Source organism: Micromonospora sp. NPDC049114 (genome assembly GCF_040648635.1).
Classification (GTDB): domain Bacteria; phylum Actinomycetota; class Actinomycetes; order Mycobacteriales; family Micromonosporaceae; genus Micromonospora.
On the sequence record NZ_JBEZEA010000001.1, the window covers coordinates 245,884 to 264,335 of the forward strand.

The following is an 18,452-nucleotide window of genomic DNA, read 5'->3' on the forward strand; positions in this document are numbered from 1 at the left end:
GCTTCCCGTTCGCTTTGGCCGGCTCCGAGATCTTGGACAGTTTCCGTCAGCAGCTGACGGAAACTGTCCAAGATCTGCTCATGCCCCTGCCAGAGGAGGGCGTGCCGCCGACGCCGGCACCGGTACGCACGGCGGTAGGGTCGGGTCATGACCGCGCCCGACCGCCTCTCCCCCGGTGACCCCGCGCCCGAGTTCACCCTCCCCACCGACACCGGCGACCAGCTCTCCCTGGCCGACCTGCGGGGCCGCAAGGTGGTCCTGTACGCCTACCCGGCGGCGATGACCCCCGGCTGCACCAAGCAGGCCTGCGACTTTCGCGACTCGCTCGCCTCGCTCCAGGCGGCCGGCTACGAGGTGGTCGGCATCTCCCCGGACAAGCCGGAGAAGCTGGCGAAGTTCCGCGACCGCGACGCCATCACCTTCGCACTGGTGTCGGACGTGGACAGGTCGGTGCTCACCGCGTACGGGGCGTACGGCGAGAAGCAGCTGTACGGCAAGACCGTCACCGGCGTGATCCGCTCGACCTTCGTCATCGACGCCGACGGCAAGATCGAACGGGCGCTCTACAACGTCAAGGCCACCGGGCACGTCGCCAAGCTCCGCCGCGACCTCGGCCTGGACTGAACCTGGCGCACGCTCAAAGCGCGGGGTGAGTCACGGCACGACCTTCACCATCCTGAGGGAGGCCGGGCTCAACACCGTCGAAGCCAGACGCTCTAGACTTTGCGATTACGCGGGAGTGGCGGAACGGCAGACGCGCAGGTCTTAGGAACCTGTATCCGGAAGGATGTGGGGGTTCGAATCCCCTCTCCCGCACCGATCAACGGACACCGCGTGCCGCGGGAGCTGGCTGTCGGCCGCGTCACGATCACGGGCCGGGAGCCTGGCCGCCGGGTCAGGATGGGCGCCGTGAGTCTGCGCTTCGTCCTTGATCCCGAGCTGACCCCACGGCTGCGCGCCGACATCGTCGCCCTGTGGGTGGACGTCAGCAACGCCGGTGGCGCGGTGGGTTTCGTACCGCCGGTCACCGCCACCGATGTCCGTACGATCGCCGACCCGACGTTCGCGGGCATCGCGGACGGGCCGGACCGGCTGCTGGTCGGGTACGACGGCGACCGGCTTGTCGCGGTGCTGATCTTCGCCGACAACCGGTTCGGCCTCAAGGCGCACTGGTGTGTGCTGAAGCGGGTGATGGTCCACCCGGACACCCAGGGTGCGGGGCACGGGTCGGCGCTGATGCGCGAGGCCGCGCGACTGGGCCGGGAGTTGGGCCACGAGGCGCTGCACGTGACGGTGCGCGACGGGTTGGGGCTGGACGCGTTCTACCGCGGCCTCGGGTACCGGGAGATCGGTCGGCTGCCGGGCGCGCTGCGGGTGGCGCCGGGTGACGACCGCGACGAGATCCTCATGTGGCTCGACCTGACACCGACCGGCTGAGCCGCCAACCGCACCAGGCCGGTCAGCCGCACCAGCGGGCGGTTGCCCCGGCCGGGCGGGTGGAGGGCCGGTCGACGACCGGGGTGGCCGGGGCGTTCGCCTTCGCCACCTCGGCCGGTGGGCGTGCCGCTGTCGGCGTACCGCCGGGTCGGCCGGTCGGTGGGCGGGCCGTCGCGGACGGTCGCGAGGTCCTGGCCACGACGCCGCGCTCGTACATCCGCACCACAGTGGACTGCACCTGAGCGGGCGCCATCCGGATGCCGGACACGGTGACCCGGTGTCCGTACACGTCGCTGACCCGCACGCTGTACGGGCCGGGGCCCGCGCCGGAGGCCAGCAGCCAGTAGTTGTAGTCCTGCCGGGCGGTTGCCCGCCACGGGCCGTCGGCGCCTTGGCGCACCTCGACGGAGCGCAGCGGATTGCCGTGGTTGCCGACGCGGACGGCGAACCAGAACTGCGACGCGCCCTCCTTGATCCGGAAGCTCAGCGGGCCGGGCAGTGGCGGGTTGACCACCGCGCGGTAGGTGACCTGGACGAGGCCCTGCACCGGGTCGGCGATCCGGGCGAACGCTTCGCGGGACAGGTCGAGGTGCCCCGGCTCGCACTCCGGACACTGGTCCATGATCAGGACGCGCACTGTGCCCTTCGGGCCGGTGACGTCGAGAAAACCGCCGCAGGCGGCGCCTGCGGCGTACTCGCTGGGGCCGAGCGCGACGTAGAGCCGGTTGGCTGGCGCCGCCGGGTTCGAGCAGTTGCCGCCGGTGCCCTTCGAGTCGTAGAAGGTCGCCTTGCCGCTGTGGGTGGCGGTGCCGGTGGGTGGCGCGGCGGCGAGCGTCCGGCCGGCCGCGCAGGCCGGGGCGGAGCCGGAGCGCAGGGCCAGGGTGAGCCCGAGCACCGCCGCGAGCACGACGACGCCGGTGGCGACCAGCCAGGGCACCGGGCCGGACGGGGACGCCGACAGGTCGTCCGGAGCAGGGTCCAGGTCGAGTTCGATGTCGACGTCTCGGACGTCCACACCTCGGACGTCGGCGCCTCTGCTGTCGACGCCGCCGGGAGCGCTTCCGTCGGTCACGTCGGCGATGCTGCCGGACCGGCGCGGGACCGGACAAGCCGGCTAAGCCAAAGCTAAGACAGCATCGACGCACGGTGACGGATGCGCTCCCGCAGCGGATCCACGAACCGGAACTGCCGCCGCGTCAGGCTTCGACGACGACCGGGTCGCCGATGCGCACCTCACCACTGTCGACGGGGACCACGTTCAGTCCGAAGAGGAGCTTCTGGCCGACGTTTCGGTAGCGGCCGAGTGTGCGCAGCGGTTCCTTCGCGCGTACCCCGGTCTCCTGGTCGGTCGTGGTGACCACGCAGCGGTCGCACGGCCCGGCGGCGCGCAGCCGCAGGTCACCGATGCGCAGCGACCGGCCGGCCCAGCCGTCCTCGGCCCAGGCCGGGGCACCGTCGACGACCAGGTTGGGCCGGAACCGGGTCATCGGCACCGGTTCCTCTCCCGCGTCGGCGAGCCAGCCGTTGAGGGCGTCGAGGGAGGCGGCGTTGGTCAGCAGCAGCGGGTAGGCGTCGGCGAAGCTGACCTGGTCGCCGGTGTCGTGTTCGCGCGTGCCGGCGGCCACGTGCCGGGCCGGGTGGGCCAACCAGACCAGCCGGACGGGCCGGCCGAGCAGCGCGCCGAGCCAGGCGTCGGCCGCCGCGCCCGCGGGCAGCGCCTCGACCCGGATCGTCCGGCTGCGGAAGGTGCGTACCGCCACGGGGTCGCCGCCGGCCGGCTCCGGCACGTCGAGGTCGGGCCGCCCGTCCGCGCGCAGCACCAGGCCGCCCGGGCGCACCATGGCGCGTAGGCCGACCAGCAGCGTGGTCTCCCGCTGGGTGACGCCGACGCCGTCGGCGTCCACCACCATCCAGCGTCGGTCGCCGGCCAGGCCCCACGGCTGCACGAACGCGCCGTCGTGGTCGAGGCGGTGACAACCCTTGACGGGGTACGTGTGGATCGAGGTCAGCCGCACCCGGCCACCATGCCATGCCGATGCCGTCGCCGGGGTACCGGTGGTCGACGTCGCACCGGCGGCGGGCGAGGAACCGTCCACATGACAGCATCCGCCGGCTGTACGAGGGTACGCGGCGCGCAACGGCCTTCAGTAGCATCGCGCCCATGCCACATCGTGAACAGACCTCGGAGCCCGGGACGGAACCGAGCACCGGTGCCGCCGGGTCCTTGGAGCCCGCCGAGGGAGCAACGCCGGGCGGTCCGCGGCCGCGTCGCCGGTGGCGGCGGATCCTCCTGATCAGCCTGCTGGTGCTGGTGGTGCTCGGTGCCGGTGGTGCGGTGGCCGGCGGGCTCTACCTCCGGTCGGTCGAGTCGGACATCGAACGGGTCGACGCCTTCGACGGGGTGCCGGAGGAGTCCCGCCCCCAGCCGGCCGTCACCGGGGCCACGAACATCATGATCCTGGGCAGCGATTCCCGTGATCCGGAGCGGACGAGCGGGTCGCGCACCGACACGATCATCCTGGCCCACCTGCCCAAGGACCGGTCGAGCGCGCAACTGATCTCGATTCCCCGGGACACCTGGGTGCCGGTGCCCAAGTCGAAGGACGGCAACCACGGCGGGCGGGACGCGAAGGTCAACGCGGCCTACGCCTGGGGTGGGATTCCGCTCATGGTGCAGACCGTGGAGTCGTTCACCGGGGTCCGGGTGGACCATGTGGCCGTGATCGACTTCGCCGGTTTCAAGGAGATCATCGACGCGCTGGGCGGCATCGAGATCGACTCCGAGAAGAGCTTCACCTCGATCCACGAGCCGTTCCGCACGTTCAAGCAGGGTGTGCAGCGGATGGACGGGGAGACCGCCCTGGACTACTCACGTCAGCGCAAGCAGTTCGCCGACGGCGACTTCGCCCGGATCCGTCACCAGCAGCAGGTGATCCGCGCGATCATCGACAAGGCGTCGTCCGGTGGCATCATCACCAACCCCGTCAAGCTCAACGACTTCCTCAAGGCCACCTCGAACTCCGTCTCGGTGGACCGGGACCTGTCCCTGCTGGACATGGCCACGCAGCTGCGCGGGGTCCGGGGCGGCAACATGACGTTCCTGACCAGCCCCACCAAGGGCACCGGTCAGGTCGGTTCGGAGAGCGTCGTGTTCGCCGACAAGCCGCGGGTGAAGACGTTCTACGACGCGGTCCGGCGGGACTCGGTGGGCGAGATCGTCAGCCTCGGCAGCAAGAAGTAGGACTGGCCCGGACGACGGGCGGTGGCCGCGAGGCCGCCGCCCGTCGCCGTAGGGGCAGGTGCAGCGACGGATCAGTACGCGCCCCTGCGGGCCAGCACGACGCTGACGGTCTTCCAGAGGATGGCCAGGTCGTACAGCAGCGACCAGTTGTCCACGTAGTGCAGGTCCAGCCGGACCGCGTCGTCCCAGGTCAGGTCGGAGCGACCGGAGATCTGCCAGAGGCCGGTGATGCCCGGTCGCACCAGCAGCCGCCGTCGTACGTCACCGCGGTAGTCGTCGTCCTCGGTGGGCAGCGGGCGCGGGCCCACCAGCGACATCTGCCCCCGCAGCACATTGATCAGCTGGGGCAGCTCGTCCAGTGAGAGCGCCCGCAGGTGCCGGCCGATCGGGGTGACCCGAGGATCATCCTTGATCTTGAAGAGCAGCCCGTCGCTCTCGTTCCGGTCGCGCAGGGCCGCCAGCCGCTCCTCGGCGTCGATGTACATGGTCCGGAACTTCCAGACCTTGAACGCCCGGCCCTCGTGGCCGATGCGAGTCTGGCGGAACATCACCGGCCCCGGACCGCTGGCCTTGATGGCCACCGCGATGGCGATCAGCACCGGGCTCAGGACGACAAGTCCCACCAGCGCGGTGACCCGGTCGAGCACGTTCTTGGCCAGCAGCGACAGGCCCGAGATCGTCGGCTCGTCCACGTTGAGCAGTGGCAGACCCTCGATCGGCCGGACGTGGATGCGGGGACCGGTGACGTCGGTGACCTGCGGAACCACTACGAGGTTGAGGCCGGTGCCCTCCAACTGCCAGGCCAGCTTGCGCAGCTCGTACGACTCCAGGCTGGCGGGGCCGCAGACCGCTATCGTGTCCGCGCCGATCTGCTGGACCAACGGAACCAGGTCCCAGCCCACGTACACCGGCACCGGGGCCGTCACCCGCGCGCCCGGGCTCGGGTGACGGGGCAGGTGGATCGCGATCGGATGCAGCCCGGCACCGTAGTTGCGGGTCACCACCTCGTGCAGGGCGAGCGCGTCGGAGAGCCGACCGACCAGCAGCACCTTCTGTGCCGCCCGCCCGGTACGCCGGACCCGGCGCAGCACCACCCGGGCGGCGAACCGCGCCACCAGCGTGTACACCAGCAGGCAGATGATGATGGCGGCGACCGTCGCCCGGGACAGGTCCTTCTTGAAACCGAGCGCCAGGAAGGACACCATGGCGGCCATCGCGAGGTTGGCCCGCGCCACCCTCTTCAGCTCCTCGGTGCCCAGCCCGAGCGCCCGCCTGTCGTACGCGCCGGCCGCGACGAGCATGACCAGCCACCCCACCGGCACCCCGACGTTCGCCACCAGCGTGAACGAACTGATGTTGCCCAGGACCCGCTGGTCCCAGAAGCCGGCATCGGCCTCGTCGAGCAGGGCGACCACGGTCCGGCTGGCGGCCAGGGCGGCGAGCACGTCGAGCAGCACCAGCCAGGCCACGTACCGTCGACGCCAGTTGGCCCGCGGCGCCGGACGCGCGAACACGGTCCGGGCCATGCCGTTGGAGGGGGGTGTGATCACCCCCAGGTCGGGGTCGAACCTTGGCGCCTGCTGTGGCGTGACAGGCGTGAGGAACTGAGTGTGCGCGGACACGACCTTCCTTTCCCAATTTCCCCGACGGAGGATCGCGACGAGCACCCTATGCGGCGGTAAGGTGTCCTGACTAGTGGCGTTCGGGTGCGTTTCGCGCCAGATCAGCTCGGCTGTGCCGACTTGCGGGAGCGCAGTTCCTGCGCGAGGGCGTCGTGCGCCGGCTTCGGTTCGACCTTCGTGTCGAAGACGCAGGCGGCGCCGTACCCGGGATAGTGCGAACCAATCCAGCTACTGGCGTCCGTGAAGCCCCACAACGTGATCGACTCGCACGTGGACACGGCAAGACACGCCCTCAGCATGTGTTGGTAAAGCAGAGCCTGATCGAGCAGCTTCTCAGTGGACACCGGCAACTGGATCCGCACGTCCAGCTCGGTGATGGCCACGGAGACGCCCAGGGCGGCGAAGCGGCGCAGGTTGCCCGTCGGGTCGTTCGGCGCGGACCCCACCCGGAGATGGCTCTGGAAGCCGACGCCGTTCACCGGTGCGCCACCCGCACGCAACTCTCTGACCAACCGCAGCAGCCCATTAGCCTTGCGGGTGCGGCCCTCGGTGCCATAGTCGTTGATGAACAGTCGGGCATCCGGGTCGGCTTCGTGCGCCCAGCGGAACGCGTCGGCGATGTAACCGGGGCCCAGCTTGCGAAGCCACAGCGAGTTCCTCAGGGACCCGTCCTCGGCGAGCACCTCGTTCACGACGTCCCAGGCCCAGATCTTGCCCCGGTACCGGCCTACCACGGTGCTGATGTGCTCCTTGAGCACCGCCCGCAGCTGCTCGGGCGACCACTCCTCGGACACCCAGGCCGGGACACTGCTGTGCCACAAGAGCGTGTGACCGTACACGGCCTGCCCGTTGGCCTGGGCGAAGTCGACCAACTGGTCGCTGATCGTCCAGTCGTACACGTCCGGTGATGGTTCGAGGTTGCCCCACTTCATCGCGTTCTCCGAGGTCACAGCGTTGAACTGGCTCGTGAGCGTCGCGCGGTACCGGGGGTCGACGGCCAACAGGCGCCCGTCGACGGCCGATCCGATCCGGACGTTGTCCGGCATCAGGTCGCGCAACGCCGGGAAGCCCGGCGTAGGGGACGCCTCCCAGGAGGGCATGGCTGCCGACTCGGCTTGCCCCACGCCACGACCCCAGCCCACGTATGCTGCGCAGGCAACGAGGACCAGCACTACAACTGACAGCACGGGAACGCGCGCCCTCGCCGGCCAGCCCTGGTCAGGCGGGGTGGTGGTGCCGGTTGCGGCACCGGTGCGGACCTCTTCGGCCATTACCATCCCCCGACAGACAGACGTAGCGACGCCAGCATGACGAGGTCCAACTGGTGCGCCTGACAGATCCTACGGCCCTCGGTACACCGGGTCCGCCCTACTGTCGGCGGAACTCCTCAGCGCTGACGTTACGGCGCTGGCCGACCGGAGCCAGCGCTCGACCTCGGTCGCGTCGCGACCCATAGAGACATCGGCGGTCCGACAGTGCCATACGGCAACCCCTCCGACGGCAGCGCGGCCCGGCTGCGGGACCCCGGGCTCCCACCGCTCGGCCGGACCCCTGGCGACGCCACCACGACCGGCGCCACCATGGCGTCCTTGGCGACACCCCCGGTCCTCGGTGGCTCTGCCATCATCCGGACCGGGGCGCTCTCGATGCTCGCCCTGGTTGCGGTGGGCGCGACCCGGCTCGTGCACGGCTCGCTCACCAGCCACGCCACCGACCGCGCAACCTACGGACTGGTCGGCATCATGCTTGCCGCGAGCATGGTCGCCAGCCTGCTGCTGCCGGGCGGTGTTTCCAGCGGGCTGTCCAAGTTCGTCGCCTTTCATCGCGGCGCAGGCGACCTGCCCGGGGCTTGGGCGGTCCACCGATTCCTCTCCCGACTCGGCCTGATGGCCTGCCTGGTGCTCGGCGCGGCGACCGGGCTGGTGATCCAGCGGATATACAACCTGGGCGTGCTGGACACACTGACGCTCGCGGTGCTGACGGCCACCTACTCGCTCTACACGGTGGACAAGGCGGCCATGTACGGGCACGGACTCGTCCCGCAGTACGCCCGCATCGAGCTGGCCACCTCCGCACTGGCCGTGGTGAGCACCGTCGTGGTCATCGCGACCGGCGAGACCGCCTATCTTTTGCCGCTCTGCCTGGGGTACGGCATCTTCGTCGGACTGTGCCGGCATCGGTTGCGCGCCCAGCGTCGACGCGAGGGTGCGCCGGAGGGCGGACGCTTCGACCGGCGGCAGGTCGTCATGTTCGCCGTCCTGGGCAGCATCGGCACTCTGGCCAGCGCCGGATTCCTCCAGGCGACGCAGCTTCTCGCCGGACACTTCGCCGACCCGTCCGAGGTGGCCTACCTGGTCGCGGCCGTCGCGCTGATCGCGCCGCTGTGGTTCCTGCCCCGCGCCCTTGCGCTGGCGTTGTTCCCCGCTATGGCCGGGGCGCAGGGAGCGGGTGACACCACCGCGGTACGCCGGCAGGTGGACGCGTCCACCCGGGCCCTGGCGGTGACGATGGCCCCGGTCTTCGTGGTCGGCCTGCTGGCTACCCCGCTCGTGCTGGGAGTCTTCGGCGGTGACGAATACACCGCAGGCGCCCCCGTGCTGCGGATCATGCTGTGCGCCGCCTTCCTGGGCACCCTCCAGGTGCCGTCAGTGAACGCTTTGGCCAGCGGACCGCTGACGCAGGCCCGGGTTCCGGTGATCTCCGCTGTGGTGGGCTGCCTGGTCGGGCTGGGTGTGGCGGTCTCCACGGCCGGATCGATGGGTGCCACGGGAGTCGGCATCGGCTACCTGGTGGGCACGGCCATCACCGCGACCATCCCAGTCGTCACGGTCTGGTGGCTGCACCGACTAGCCTGGGCGGCGACTCTGGCACGCAGCATCGGTGTGGTCACGCTTGCCGCGTTGGTGGCCCGCCTGGACGTCCTGCAGACCTGGTCGTGGACCGCCGCCGCCGTGACCCTCGCCGGGCTCGCGGTGACCGTGCTGGTGCTGAACGGGGACTTCCGCAAGCTCCTCGGCCTCGTCCGGGCCCACCGCGGATCCGGGTACCCGTCAGCCGAAACTCCTGCCTGAGACAACCCGTGCGGACCACGAGAGAGAACAACGTGAACGAGACTCACAAGCAGTTGTCCCCGTCCCCCGCCAAGATACGTAGCCTGCGGATCCTGGCGGTGACCAATCTGTGGCCGGAGCAGGGCAGCTACCGGGGAATCTTCGTGCAGCGGCAGGTGTCTGCGCTGCGGGCGTTGGGCCATCACGTCGACGTCGAGGTGGTCGCGCAGTCCCGCGGCAAACGGGACTATCTCACTGCGGCGCCGCGGATTCGTCGGCGTGCGAGAACGGGCGGCTACGACATCGTCCACGTGCACTACGGAATGACGGCTCCCGCCGCCCGGCTCGCCGGTCACCCCGCGCGGGTGCTCTCTCTCTACGGCAGTGACGTCAACGCGCCACGCCAGCGGCTCGTCACGAAGTTCGGCTGGGGTGGCACTCGGGCTCGGATCTACGTGTCCCGCCGGCTCGCCGAGACGGCCGGCGATCCCGCCGGTCACGTGGTGGCGAACGGGGTCGACTTCCAGCTTTTCCGACCGGGTGACCGGCTCGCCGCCCGGCGCGCGCTGGGCATCTCACCCACCGCCAGGGTGATGCTCTTCGGCGCCGACCCAGGCCGGCCCGTGAAGGGGTACGACGTCTTCCGTGACGCGCTGGCCGAACTGCGACGTGCGGATCCCTCCGTGCAGGAGCTGATCCTGTCCGCGCCGGGCCAGCCCGAGGCGGAGTTGGTCCGTAAGTACGACGCGGCCGACGTCCTTCTGTTCACCTCACGGCCCGGCAGCGAGGGCTCCCCCACGGTGGTCAAGGAGGCCACGGCGATGGGCCTGCCGGTCGTCTCCGTTGACGTCGGAGATGTCGTCGAGGTGCTGGCCGACGTCCGACCGGGAGCGGTCGTGCCCTTCCCGGCAGGCCCGGTGACCGGTCCTGCTCGCGACCATCTGGTGACCGAGCTGGCCAACCAGGTGCGCCAGGTGTTGGACCACGGGGCACGGGCTGATGGGCGGGAACGCAGCAGCTGGCTGGACGAGCGCCTCGTCGCGCAGCGGATCGCCGAGATCTACCGGTCGGTGCTCGACTCGTGAGCACCGCGCTCGTCACCGGTTCCTGCGGTTGGGTCGGTACCCACCTGCGCCGCCTACTCGTCGCTGATGGCCAGCGGGTCGTCGGGCTGGGTCGCCAGCCGCGGCCGGCGGGGCCGGGCGAGACCTACCACCAAGTGGACCTGCGCGACCCGAGGAAGGTGCAGGCGGCACTTCAGGCGGTGCGGCCCGACGTCGTGTTCCACCTGGCCGCCACCCTCCCCCAGCGCGGCGCCGACGGGGCCGACGTGGTGGCCGATGCCGTGCAGACCACCTACAACCTCTGCCAGGAACTGCGACGCGTCGACACCCGGTCGGGCGCCCCGGTACGTCTCGTCCTCGCCGGGTCCTCCGCACAGTACGGGGCCGTGCCGCCGGAGCTGAATCCGGTGACCGAGCAGACGTTGCCCCGCCCCGTTGGCGCATACGGCCACGCCAAGGCTGCCGCCGAGTCCCTGGCCCTCGCGCTCGGCGCTGACGGGCGGATAGCGGTGCTCGCTGCCCGCTCCTTCAACCATGTCGGTCCCGGCGAGGACAGCTTCACCGTGACCGGTGCGCTCGCTCGAAGGGTGGTCGAGGTGGCAGCCGGTCGCGCCGAGCGGGTCCGGGTCTCCGACCTAGACGCGGTGCGTGACTTTACGGACGTCCGGGATGTCGCGCGGGCCTACGTCGAGTTGGCGGAGCTGGGAACACCGGGCGGAATCTACAATGTCTGCTCGGGTTCCGGTGTCACGGTGCGACGGGTCCTGGAGATTCTGCTGGACGTGGCCGGGCTGGACTGGTCGGTCGTCGACGTGACCGCCGGGCAGAGCGACATCCGTTGTCAGGTGGGCTCCGCGGACAGGCTCGCGGTCGAGACCCACTGGAAGATTGAGACGCCGTTGCGGGAGAGCCTTCGTGACCTACTGACAGAACTGGCCACCCGGCCGGAGTCGGCCGATGACTGACAAGGAGAGGCACGGGATGACCGCGTTGTCGACCGATCGGGCTTGGACGGGGCGCCGTGTCCTGGTCACCGGTGCCGGCGGGTTCATCGGCTCCCACCTGACCGAGAGGTTGGTCCGGGCCGGCGCAGACGTACGCGCCATGGTCCGGTACACCGGCAGGTCGGATCTCGGCATGCTCGGTGACGTCGATCCGGAGGTACGCGGGTCGATGGAGGTGGTGCACTCCGACATCACCGATCCCTTCGCGGTCCGTCGCGCGATCGCCGGCTGCGACACGGTCTTCCACCTGGCCGCGCTGATTGCGATTCCCTACAGCTACGTCGCCCCGGCGTCGTACCTGGCGACCAACGTCGGCGGCACGTTGAACGTGCTGGAGGCGGCACGGGATCTCGGGGTACGGCGGCTGGTGCACACATCCACCTCCGAGACGTATGGAACGGCTCGTTACACACCGATCGACGAGGAGCACCCCCTCCAGCCCCAGTCGCCGTACTCGGCGTCGAAGATCGGCGCCGACGCGGTGGCAGAGTCGTTCCACCGGTCGTTCGGTCTGCCAGTGGCCGTAATCCGCCCGTTCAACACGTATGGCCCCCGCCAGAGCGCACGCGCGGTGATTCCCACCGTGGCCGCGCAGGTCGTGGCTGGTCGAGAGAAGATCGCCCTGGGCGATCTGAGGCCGGTGCGAGATCTGACATTCGTCACCGACACTGCGGACGGCTTCCTGGCCGTGGCGGGTGCGGACGACTGCGTGGGACGGGTCACCAACATCGGCAACGGCCGGGGTATCACGATCGGTGATCTCGCCCGCCTCATCGCGGAGGTGGCCGGGCGGCCGAACGTCGACATCGTCGAGGACAGCCAGCGGCTCCGACCTGCCCAGAGCGAGGTGTTCGAGCTGATCGCCGGCATCGACCGGGTGCGGGAACGCTGCGGCTGGGAACCCACGGTGTCGCTGCGTGACGGTCTCGCCCAAGTCGTCGACTATGTACGCACGCACCTGGACCGATTCGACGTGGACCGGTACGCGGTATGAGGGCGATCATTCTCGCTGGTGGGCGCGGCACCCGGTTGCGTCCCTTCACCACCAGCTTCCCCAAGCCCCTGATGCCGGTCGGCGACATCCCGATCCTGGAGATTCTGCTCCGCCAGCTCAAGGCACACGGCGTCACGGACGTGACGCTGCTGACCGGTCACCTGGCCTACCTGCTTGAGGGGTACTTCGAGGACGGCAGCAAGCTCGGCCTGCGTATCGACTACCTCCGTGAGGAGCGGCCACTGGGCACGGCAGGGCCGCTGCGCCAGCTCGCGGGGTCCCTGCTCGACGATTTTCTCGTGATGAACGGCGACCTGCTCACCGACCTGAACTTCGACGCCCTGATGGCGCATCACCGCGGCAGCGGCGCCCCCGTGACGGTCAGCGTGTACACCCGGTCAGAGAAGATCGAGCTGGGCATCCTGAAGATCGACGAGTCTGGTGACGTGGTCGGCTACGACGAGAAGCCGACGCTGAACCTGGACGTCTCCATGGGTGCCTACGCGATGTCACCGAAGGCGCTCGAACAGATTCCCGTGGGCGCGTACGACATGCCGCAACTCGTTCTCGACCTGCTGGCCAGGACCGGCCGGGTCGCCAGCTGGCGGCATGACGGGTTCTGGCTGGACATCGGCCGGTTGGACGACTACAACCTGGCGAACAAGATGTTCACCGAGAACCCCGCGGTGTTTCTGCCTCCCAGCTGACGTTGCCGAGTCAGCCCGGCCACCGCAGGGGCGGCCGGGCTGCTGACGGCGGCTCACCGCCCGAGCGCGGCGACCAGCAACTTGCCGATCTCGCTGGCTGCGCGGAGCATCTTGATGCCCAGCGCCAGACCCGGCACGCGGGGTCGGGTGTACCGGCTGATCAGCTGGAACCAGACGGCGAGCCCGGCGAGCCGATGCCGGCTGATACTCCCGACGTGCCGATGGAACCGGACGACCGGATGCCCGAGATGAGTCAGATGAACGCCGCTGGCGAGTGCCCGCAGGACGAGTTCGACATCCACCTTGATGGGCAGTTTCTCGTCGTATCCGCCCAACCGGATCAGCAGCTCCCGATCGATGGACATGCCGGAGTGCTTGAACGGCAGCCGGGGGCGAGCCAGGACCGACCAGAGCATGCGGCGTGCCGTCGGATAGGACGGAAGGCGGATCTGCCGGACGGAACCGCCGGCCAGTTCCCGATAGTCGGTGTAGATCCATACGGCGCCGGTCGCTATCAGGAAGTCCTGGATGTGGCTCAGACCGTCTTCGGTGAGCTCGTCGTCGGAGTCGAGGACGGTGATGTACCGACCGCGGGCGACGCGCAGCGCCGTGTTGCGGGCCGCACTGATGCCCGAGGGTTTCTGACGGACGAGCCGAATGCGTTGGTCGGCCAGAAGACCGGCGGCTGCCAGGCACTCCTGGGAAGGGACGGTGGAGCCGTCATCGACCACGACGACCTCGAAGTCGTCGAAGGTGCCACCGAGGACACTGCGGATCGACGTGACCAGCAGCTCCGGGCGGTCGCGCACGGCGATGCACACAGAGATTGCCGGGGTGATCCGTCGTACTGGCTCGATGAGGCCGACCGTCGGCGCGTCGACCGCCGTGCGCACGGGCTCGTTGGGACCAACAGTCGGCGCGTCAATGTCGTGGCCGGACACCCCCGGGCATCGCGGCGGCGCATGGCCGTCCTGGTTGGTCACCTGCGCGGCCCTCAGAACGGAAACGCTGTCGCTCACGGCGAGCGCCGACCGCCGTCCGGGATGGCGTCCACACAGGTCGGAACCCGCCCGTCGAACGAGCCGTCGACTCTGCTGCTATCGCCCATGCCCAAAACCCCCGTGATGGTCACTGCTGGCCGTCCTGGCGACGCTCCGGAGGACCGTCACACCGATGGACGCCGATGTGGACGCCGTGCGCGGCAGATGGATTCTAACGATGCTCACACCACCGCACCACTACCGAAAGTGGACGGAGGGTCACGCGGGCCGTGTCGGACCGACTCAGGTGGATTCGGTCGGAGGACGCATCTGACGTGCGGTAGCCAGGATCTCGTCAGTGGCGAGGACGAGAGTCTCGGCCTCCTGCGCCCCTGCGGGGCGACCGCTACCCGCGGCCGCAACACCTTCTCTGTCTGGCTCCTGATCGACAGCCGCAGGCTGGCGCTCGGCCCACCACGCGAGCCCGACGACCGTCCAGAGCAGCGGCGGGAGCAACGGATCCTCCATCGAGGGCGAGAAGAAGCCGACGATACAGGCGAATACGAGGGCGGCGATTCCCCATAGGACGGTGGGCGGTATGCGTCGGTCCACTTGATGCAAATGCCGCGGCCGGGACAGGAGCGGTCTGGCAACGAGGAACAGCCACACCAGGTAGGTGGCGAACCCCAGGACGCCGACCTCCATGATCAGATGCAGCCAGAACGAGTCGACCTGAACGGCCTGGAAGCCGTAGCGATTGAAGCCGCCTGGACCAAGTTTCGGGTTCTTGTGCCAGTTGGGATTGTTCTTCTCGGCAACCACACCACCGAACTGACCGATACCGAAGCCGAGAACGGGTTGACGCGGCAGAATGTTCGCTGCCTGCTGGAGGTAGAGCACCCGGATCTCGCGGACCGGAGCCGGCGAGCGAGTGGCCGTCGGCGTGACCGCCCTCGGCGACGTGGCCTGCTGCGCGGAACCGCCCGGCCGGGGAGATGCGGAACCGCCCGGCCGGGGAGATGACGACGGCTTCACCGAGGCCTTGAGGCCACTGGCCTTACCCGTGGCCGGTGTGGACGGCTTCGCTGTGACAGGGGCCGAGGGCCTGACGGTGGGAGGCCCCGGCGTCGTACCGGGTGCCGCCGCAGGCCGGGACGGTTCGCTTCCGGCGGGGTGGTTAAAGCTCGAGAACGCGTTGCCGATGCGGCGTTCCCACTCGGCCCGGTTGTCCGGGCGGACGGCGATCTGTGTGACCGTACACAGAACCACGAGCAGGCAGACGGCGAGGATCCGTCGGAGGTTGCTCCGGACCACCACCGCGACGACCGCCGCGCCGATCAACACACCCAGCAGGGTTTCCCGGGACTGGGTAGCTGACATGGCGACGGCGATGACGGCACCCGCCACCCACCAACGCCGTCGGACTTCGGTCGTGGTCGCCACCCACGCGACGACGCCGAGCAGAGTCAGCCCCAGGACGTGACCGAGGTGATTCGGATGGGACAGCAGACCCTGCGCGCGGCTCTGATCCGCCCAGGTCAGATCCACCCAGCCTAGGGCACGGTAGGCCGGGCGACCGACGACCATCTGGACCAGTGCGAGCAGTACGTTGACGCCCACCACAGCAGCCACCACGAGCAACAGACGGCGAATCATCGTCTGATTCAGCTCGGCAGCGCGTAAAGCGTAGAAGACGATGACGCCGCGGAAGTAGACGAACAGCGCCTCGCCCATCAGCGACGTGGAGGAGTCGTTGACCACTCCGGCGAGCACCATCACCAGCCCCAGCGCCACCAGGGCGAGGTCGGCACCGGTACGAAACCGGTGCCACAGGCGGTCGGTGGCGACCTTGGCCACGGTCAATGCCGCGAGCCCCAGGTAGAGGGCGGTCTTCAACTGCTTGGGCCACTGCGCGGCGCTATCCAGGTTGACCCGCGGATCCTCGCTCGTTGGCCCGGTGAGCACCTGGGCCCACGTCTCGAGAAGCACGTGCACCAGCAGTGCACCGACGACCACCACGATGACGGTGGAGAGGAACGCCGAGATGGGCCGGAAGGACGGCTCTGTCGGGCCGGCCCCCGGCGCCACTTCTCGGTCGAGCGAACCGGTCATCACACGTTCCTACGGCGCCGGACCAGCATCACCACGAGGACGACCAGACCGACAAACAGCGCACCGCCGGCGGCGGCGAGCAGCACCATGGGCCACGTCGTCCGGTTGCCCGATTCGATTTCGTTCTGCTGCCGTTCCACGGCGTTCTGCCGGTACGCCTTGGCGAGGAGGTTGGCCGGGGAGGTCTGCGCGACGGTGCTGAACTGAGCGATAGCGGTCGAGTGTTCGCCGGCGAAATAGGCGTCAAGGGCACTGCGGTAGAGCTTGTCGGAATCACCGAGCCTGTTGGCGACGCCGGCCTCGCCCAGCAGCGTGCCCAGGGCCGACGACGGCACCACCACCCGATTCGCCCGGTCGGGGCGGGCTTGGTCCTGGTCGATCATGCCAGCGACCCGGCCGGTCGGGTCGAGCGCGATGCCGCCATGGGAGCTGGCACCGAGATCCTGGTTGATCCGGTAGATGGACACCGGGCCCCGCCGGCCGGTGCTCGTGATGTCCACCAGCTTCGACTGCGGGCCGTAGGAGGCTGTGCGGAAGTCGGTGTCAGCGGTCGTGAAGCCCAGGATCAGCAGCGAACTGCCTTCCGCGAGGCTCGCCGACTGATTGAGTTCCACCACGGGCAGGTTTTCCCCCGCAAGCTTGATGAGCGCGGTGTTCCCGGTCTCGTTGGGCAGGGTCCGGATTACCTGCGCCGGGATCGCCGTGTCGGTGGTCAGATTGCCCTTGGCAGTGTTGAGCTGACCACGAATCTCGGTGACCGGCTCGGTCCCGGGGTCGATGCCGGTGAACCTGGTCTTGCTCAGGTTGGTACGCACATAGGTCTCGACCTGCGCGGCGTCCAGTTGGTTCTCGCGCACGAGCATCCGGGCCACGGCGTCGAGGGCGATCTGGCGGGCATTGTCCTGCGTTGGCTTGACGCAGGCGCTACTGGTGAGGGCATGCCCGTCCGGCGTGACCACGAATGCGCTGCACCGGCGGCTGAAGCTGATCGGCGTGGCCCGGACCGGTGCATTGGTGCTGGCGTCGCGGACGTAGCCGGTGAACACCGCCTCGACGAAGACCAACGACGGCGCGGCGACCGCCAGGGCGCGCTCCTCCGGGCTGTACGGCGCGGCTTGCGCCCACGGCTTCAGCGGCGGATCCACGGCGGCGGCCGTCGGAAACGCGGTAACGCCGCTCGTCGGTCGCGTACCGGGCCCAGCCGGCTCGTCGTCGGAGAGTATCCAGACGAGGCCGCCGCTGGCCACGGCCACCACCAGCACGAGCGCGACCAGTCCGCCCCAGAGCCCGGCCTGCCGCTTCGGCGGCTCCGACGGCCGGATCCTGCGGATCGAGCCGGAGAACGGATCATGGGACGGCGCATCCACCGGCGCAGCGGCGGGCGATTGCGGCGCGTCAGCGTCGGGTTGCACGGGTGTCGGGGCGGGGACTGCAGCGGACGGACCGGCGTGCAGCGCCCACGGCGCCGGCGGCGGTCCCGAAGTCAACTGCGGAACGCCGGAAACCTGCTGCGGCGGCCCCGATACCTGCTGCGGGACACCAGACACCTGCTGGGGAATGCCCGAGACCTGCTGCGGTATCCCCGAGACCTGCTGGGGAATGCCCGACACCTGTTGCGGTATCCCGGAAACCGGGGCCGTGGCACCACCCTCCGCCGGAATCGGCTGGTATTCCTGACCGAGCGCTCGGAACAACCGCTCCGCGCCCGGACCGACCTCCGCGGGGTACGCCACCCACGGTTCGGTGGCGGAGAAATCGGCGTACGCGAACGCCTGGCCACCGGAAGCCTGTGCCAACGCATTGGACGTTGCGGCGAAGGACTCGCGCCAGCCCGGCGTGCCGGCTACGGCGGCGTCCAGCACGGCGATCGTCACCAATCGGCCCTGCCCGTCGATAGCCGCCCATGCCTTCCCGGCAGGGCAGACGCCCAGCATGTGGGTGAACCTGTAAGGGCCAACCGGCTGCATGCGCACTCCTCTGCTCAACCGCCGTGCGGATACTACAGAGAGCGCGCTCGCCCACCGGCCCGGCGGTCGTCGGCCCGACACTCGTCCGGACCCCTCGCCGACGGCACTCTCGCCCACACCGACGACGTTCGCTCTCCCCAGCAAACCAGCAGGGACCGGGTTCTTGGGCACCTGTTTTCGTCGGGATCCGCTCGGCACCCAGGCTGGCCATCCACACGGGTATGTCGCTCGCCGACGCTGCCGAATCGATGGCCGCCCCGGCTGTGGCATCCAG

The 18,452-nt window shown here is 69.6% G+C and carries 15 protein-coding genes and 1 tRNA gene; 9 read left to right on the forward strand and 7 right to left on the reverse strand.

Annotated elements, in window-relative coordinates; all coding sequences use genetic code 11:
- The first annotated feature begins 147 nt into the window (after window positions 1–147).
- From bcp to AB0B39_RS01170, 3 genes are all read left to right on the forward strand, one after another.
- Entirely contained in the window at window positions 148–624 is a 477-nt protein-coding gene (gene bcp, locus AB0B39_RS01160) for a thioredoxin-dependent thiol peroxidase (protein WP_234581438.1), read from the forward strand.
- A 109-nt stretch (window positions 625–733) separates the two neighbouring features.
- Window positions 734–816, forward strand: a tRNA-Leu gene (locus tag AB0B39_RS01165).
- 93 nt (window positions 817–909) lie between these two features.
- Window positions 910–1,437 carry a GNAT family N-acetyltransferase gene (locus AB0B39_RS01170; protein ID WP_357494047.1) on the forward strand — a complete coding sequence of 176 codons (528 nt, stop codon included), beginning with the start codon at window positions 910–912 and terminating at the stop codon, window positions 1,435–1,437.
- A gap of 22 nt (window positions 1,438–1,459) precedes the next feature.
- Here the strand turns inward: AB0B39_RS01170 and AB0B39_RS01175 are convergent, their stop codons facing one another.
- Window positions 1,460–2,509, reverse strand: coding sequence for an expansin EXLX1 family cellulose-binding protein (locus AB0B39_RS01175; protein ID WP_357573184.1), 1,050 nt, complete (start codon window positions 2,507–2,509; stop codon window positions 1,460–1,462).
- Window positions 2,510–2,633: 124 nt separating this feature from the next.
- Window positions 2,634–3,452 (reverse strand): MOSC N-terminal beta barrel domain-containing protein, encoded by an 819-nt coding sequence (locus AB0B39_RS01180; protein WP_357573185.1) that lies wholly within the window; start codon window positions 3,450–3,452, stop codon window positions 2,634–2,636.
- Window positions 3,453–3,598: 146 nt separating this feature from the next.
- Here AB0B39_RS01180 and AB0B39_RS01185 point away from each other — a divergent pair, with 146 nt between their 5' ends.
- The gene (locus AB0B39_RS01185) at window positions 3,599–4,678 is read left to right on the forward strand and encodes an LCP family protein (RefSeq protein WP_234581448.1); all 1,080 of its coding nucleotides are present in this window, start codon (window positions 3,599–3,601) and stop codon (window positions 4,676–4,678) included.
- A 71-nt stretch (window positions 4,679–4,749) separates the two neighbouring features.
- On the opposite strand, the gene AB0B39_RS01190 is transcribed toward AB0B39_RS01185, so the two are convergent.
- Both AB0B39_RS01190 and AB0B39_RS01195 read right to left on the reverse strand, forming a co-directional pair.
- On the reverse strand, window positions 4,750–6,204 hold the full coding sequence (locus AB0B39_RS01190) for a sugar transferase (RefSeq protein ID WP_234581560.1): 1,455 nt from the start codon (window positions 6,202–6,204) through the stop codon (window positions 4,750–4,752).
- A 197-nt stretch (window positions 6,205–6,401) separates the two neighbouring features.
- Window positions 6,402–7,571 (reverse strand): endo-1,4-beta-xylanase, encoded by a 1,170-nt coding sequence (locus tag AB0B39_RS01195; RefSeq protein ID WP_357494039.1) that lies wholly within the window; start codon window positions 7,569–7,571, stop codon window positions 6,402–6,404.
- 204 nt (window positions 7,572–7,775) lie between these two features.
- Here AB0B39_RS01195 and AB0B39_RS01200 point away from each other — a divergent pair, with 204 nt between their 5' ends.
- From AB0B39_RS01200 to AB0B39_RS01220, 5 genes are read left to right on the forward strand one after another with little or no spacing between them, the layout of a single operon-like run.
- Window positions 7,776–9,371, forward strand: coding sequence for a lipopolysaccharide biosynthesis protein (locus tag AB0B39_RS01200; RefSeq protein ID WP_357573186.1), 1,596 nt, complete (start codon window positions 7,776–7,778; stop codon window positions 9,369–9,371).
- 32 nt (window positions 9,372–9,403) lie between these two features.
- Window positions 9,404–10,435: a glycosyltransferase gene (locus AB0B39_RS01205; protein WP_357573187.1), complete on the forward strand. Its 1,032-nt coding sequence runs from the start codon at window positions 9,404–9,406 to the stop codon at window positions 10,433–10,435.
- Window positions 10,432–11,379, forward strand: coding sequence for an NAD-dependent epimerase/dehydratase family protein (locus tag AB0B39_RS01210; protein WP_357494033.1), 948 nt, complete (start codon window positions 10,432–10,434; stop codon window positions 11,377–11,379). Before AB0B39_RS01205 ends, AB0B39_RS01210 begins: the two co-directional genes overlap by 4 nt.
- Entirely contained in the window at window positions 11,372–12,412 is a 1,041-nt protein-coding gene (locus AB0B39_RS01215) for a GDP-mannose 4,6-dehydratase (RefSeq protein ID WP_357494031.1), read from the forward strand. The genes AB0B39_RS01210 and AB0B39_RS01215 overlap by 8 nt, the downstream gene beginning before the upstream one ends.
- Window positions 12,409–13,119, forward strand: coding sequence for a nucleotidyltransferase family protein (locus AB0B39_RS01220; RefSeq protein ID WP_357494029.1), 711 nt, complete (start codon window positions 12,409–12,411; stop codon window positions 13,117–13,119). Before AB0B39_RS01215 ends, AB0B39_RS01220 begins: the two co-directional genes overlap by 4 nt.
- Before the next feature lie 53 nt (window positions 13,120–13,172).
- On the opposite strand, the gene AB0B39_RS01225 is transcribed toward AB0B39_RS01220, so the two are convergent.
- From AB0B39_RS01225 to AB0B39_RS01235, 3 genes are all read right to left on the reverse strand, one after another.
- Window positions 13,173–14,102 carry a glycosyltransferase gene (locus AB0B39_RS01225; protein WP_357494027.1) on the reverse strand — a complete coding sequence of 310 codons (930 nt, stop codon included), beginning with the start codon at window positions 14,100–14,102 and terminating at the stop codon, window positions 13,173–13,175.
- A 300-nt stretch (window positions 14,103–14,402) separates the two neighbouring features.
- A complete protein-coding gene (locus tag AB0B39_RS01230; RefSeq protein WP_357573188.1) occupies window positions 14,403–16,211 on the reverse strand; it encodes a hypothetical protein in 1,809 nt (602 codons plus the stop codon).
- A complete protein-coding gene (locus AB0B39_RS01235) occupies window positions 16,211–18,178 on the reverse strand; it encodes a trypsin-like peptidase domain-containing protein (RefSeq protein WP_357573189.1) in 1,968 nt (655 codons plus the stop codon). The genes AB0B39_RS01230 and AB0B39_RS01235 overlap by 1 nt, the downstream gene beginning before the upstream one ends.
- Between the last annotated feature and the right edge of the window lie 274 nt (window positions 18,179–18,452).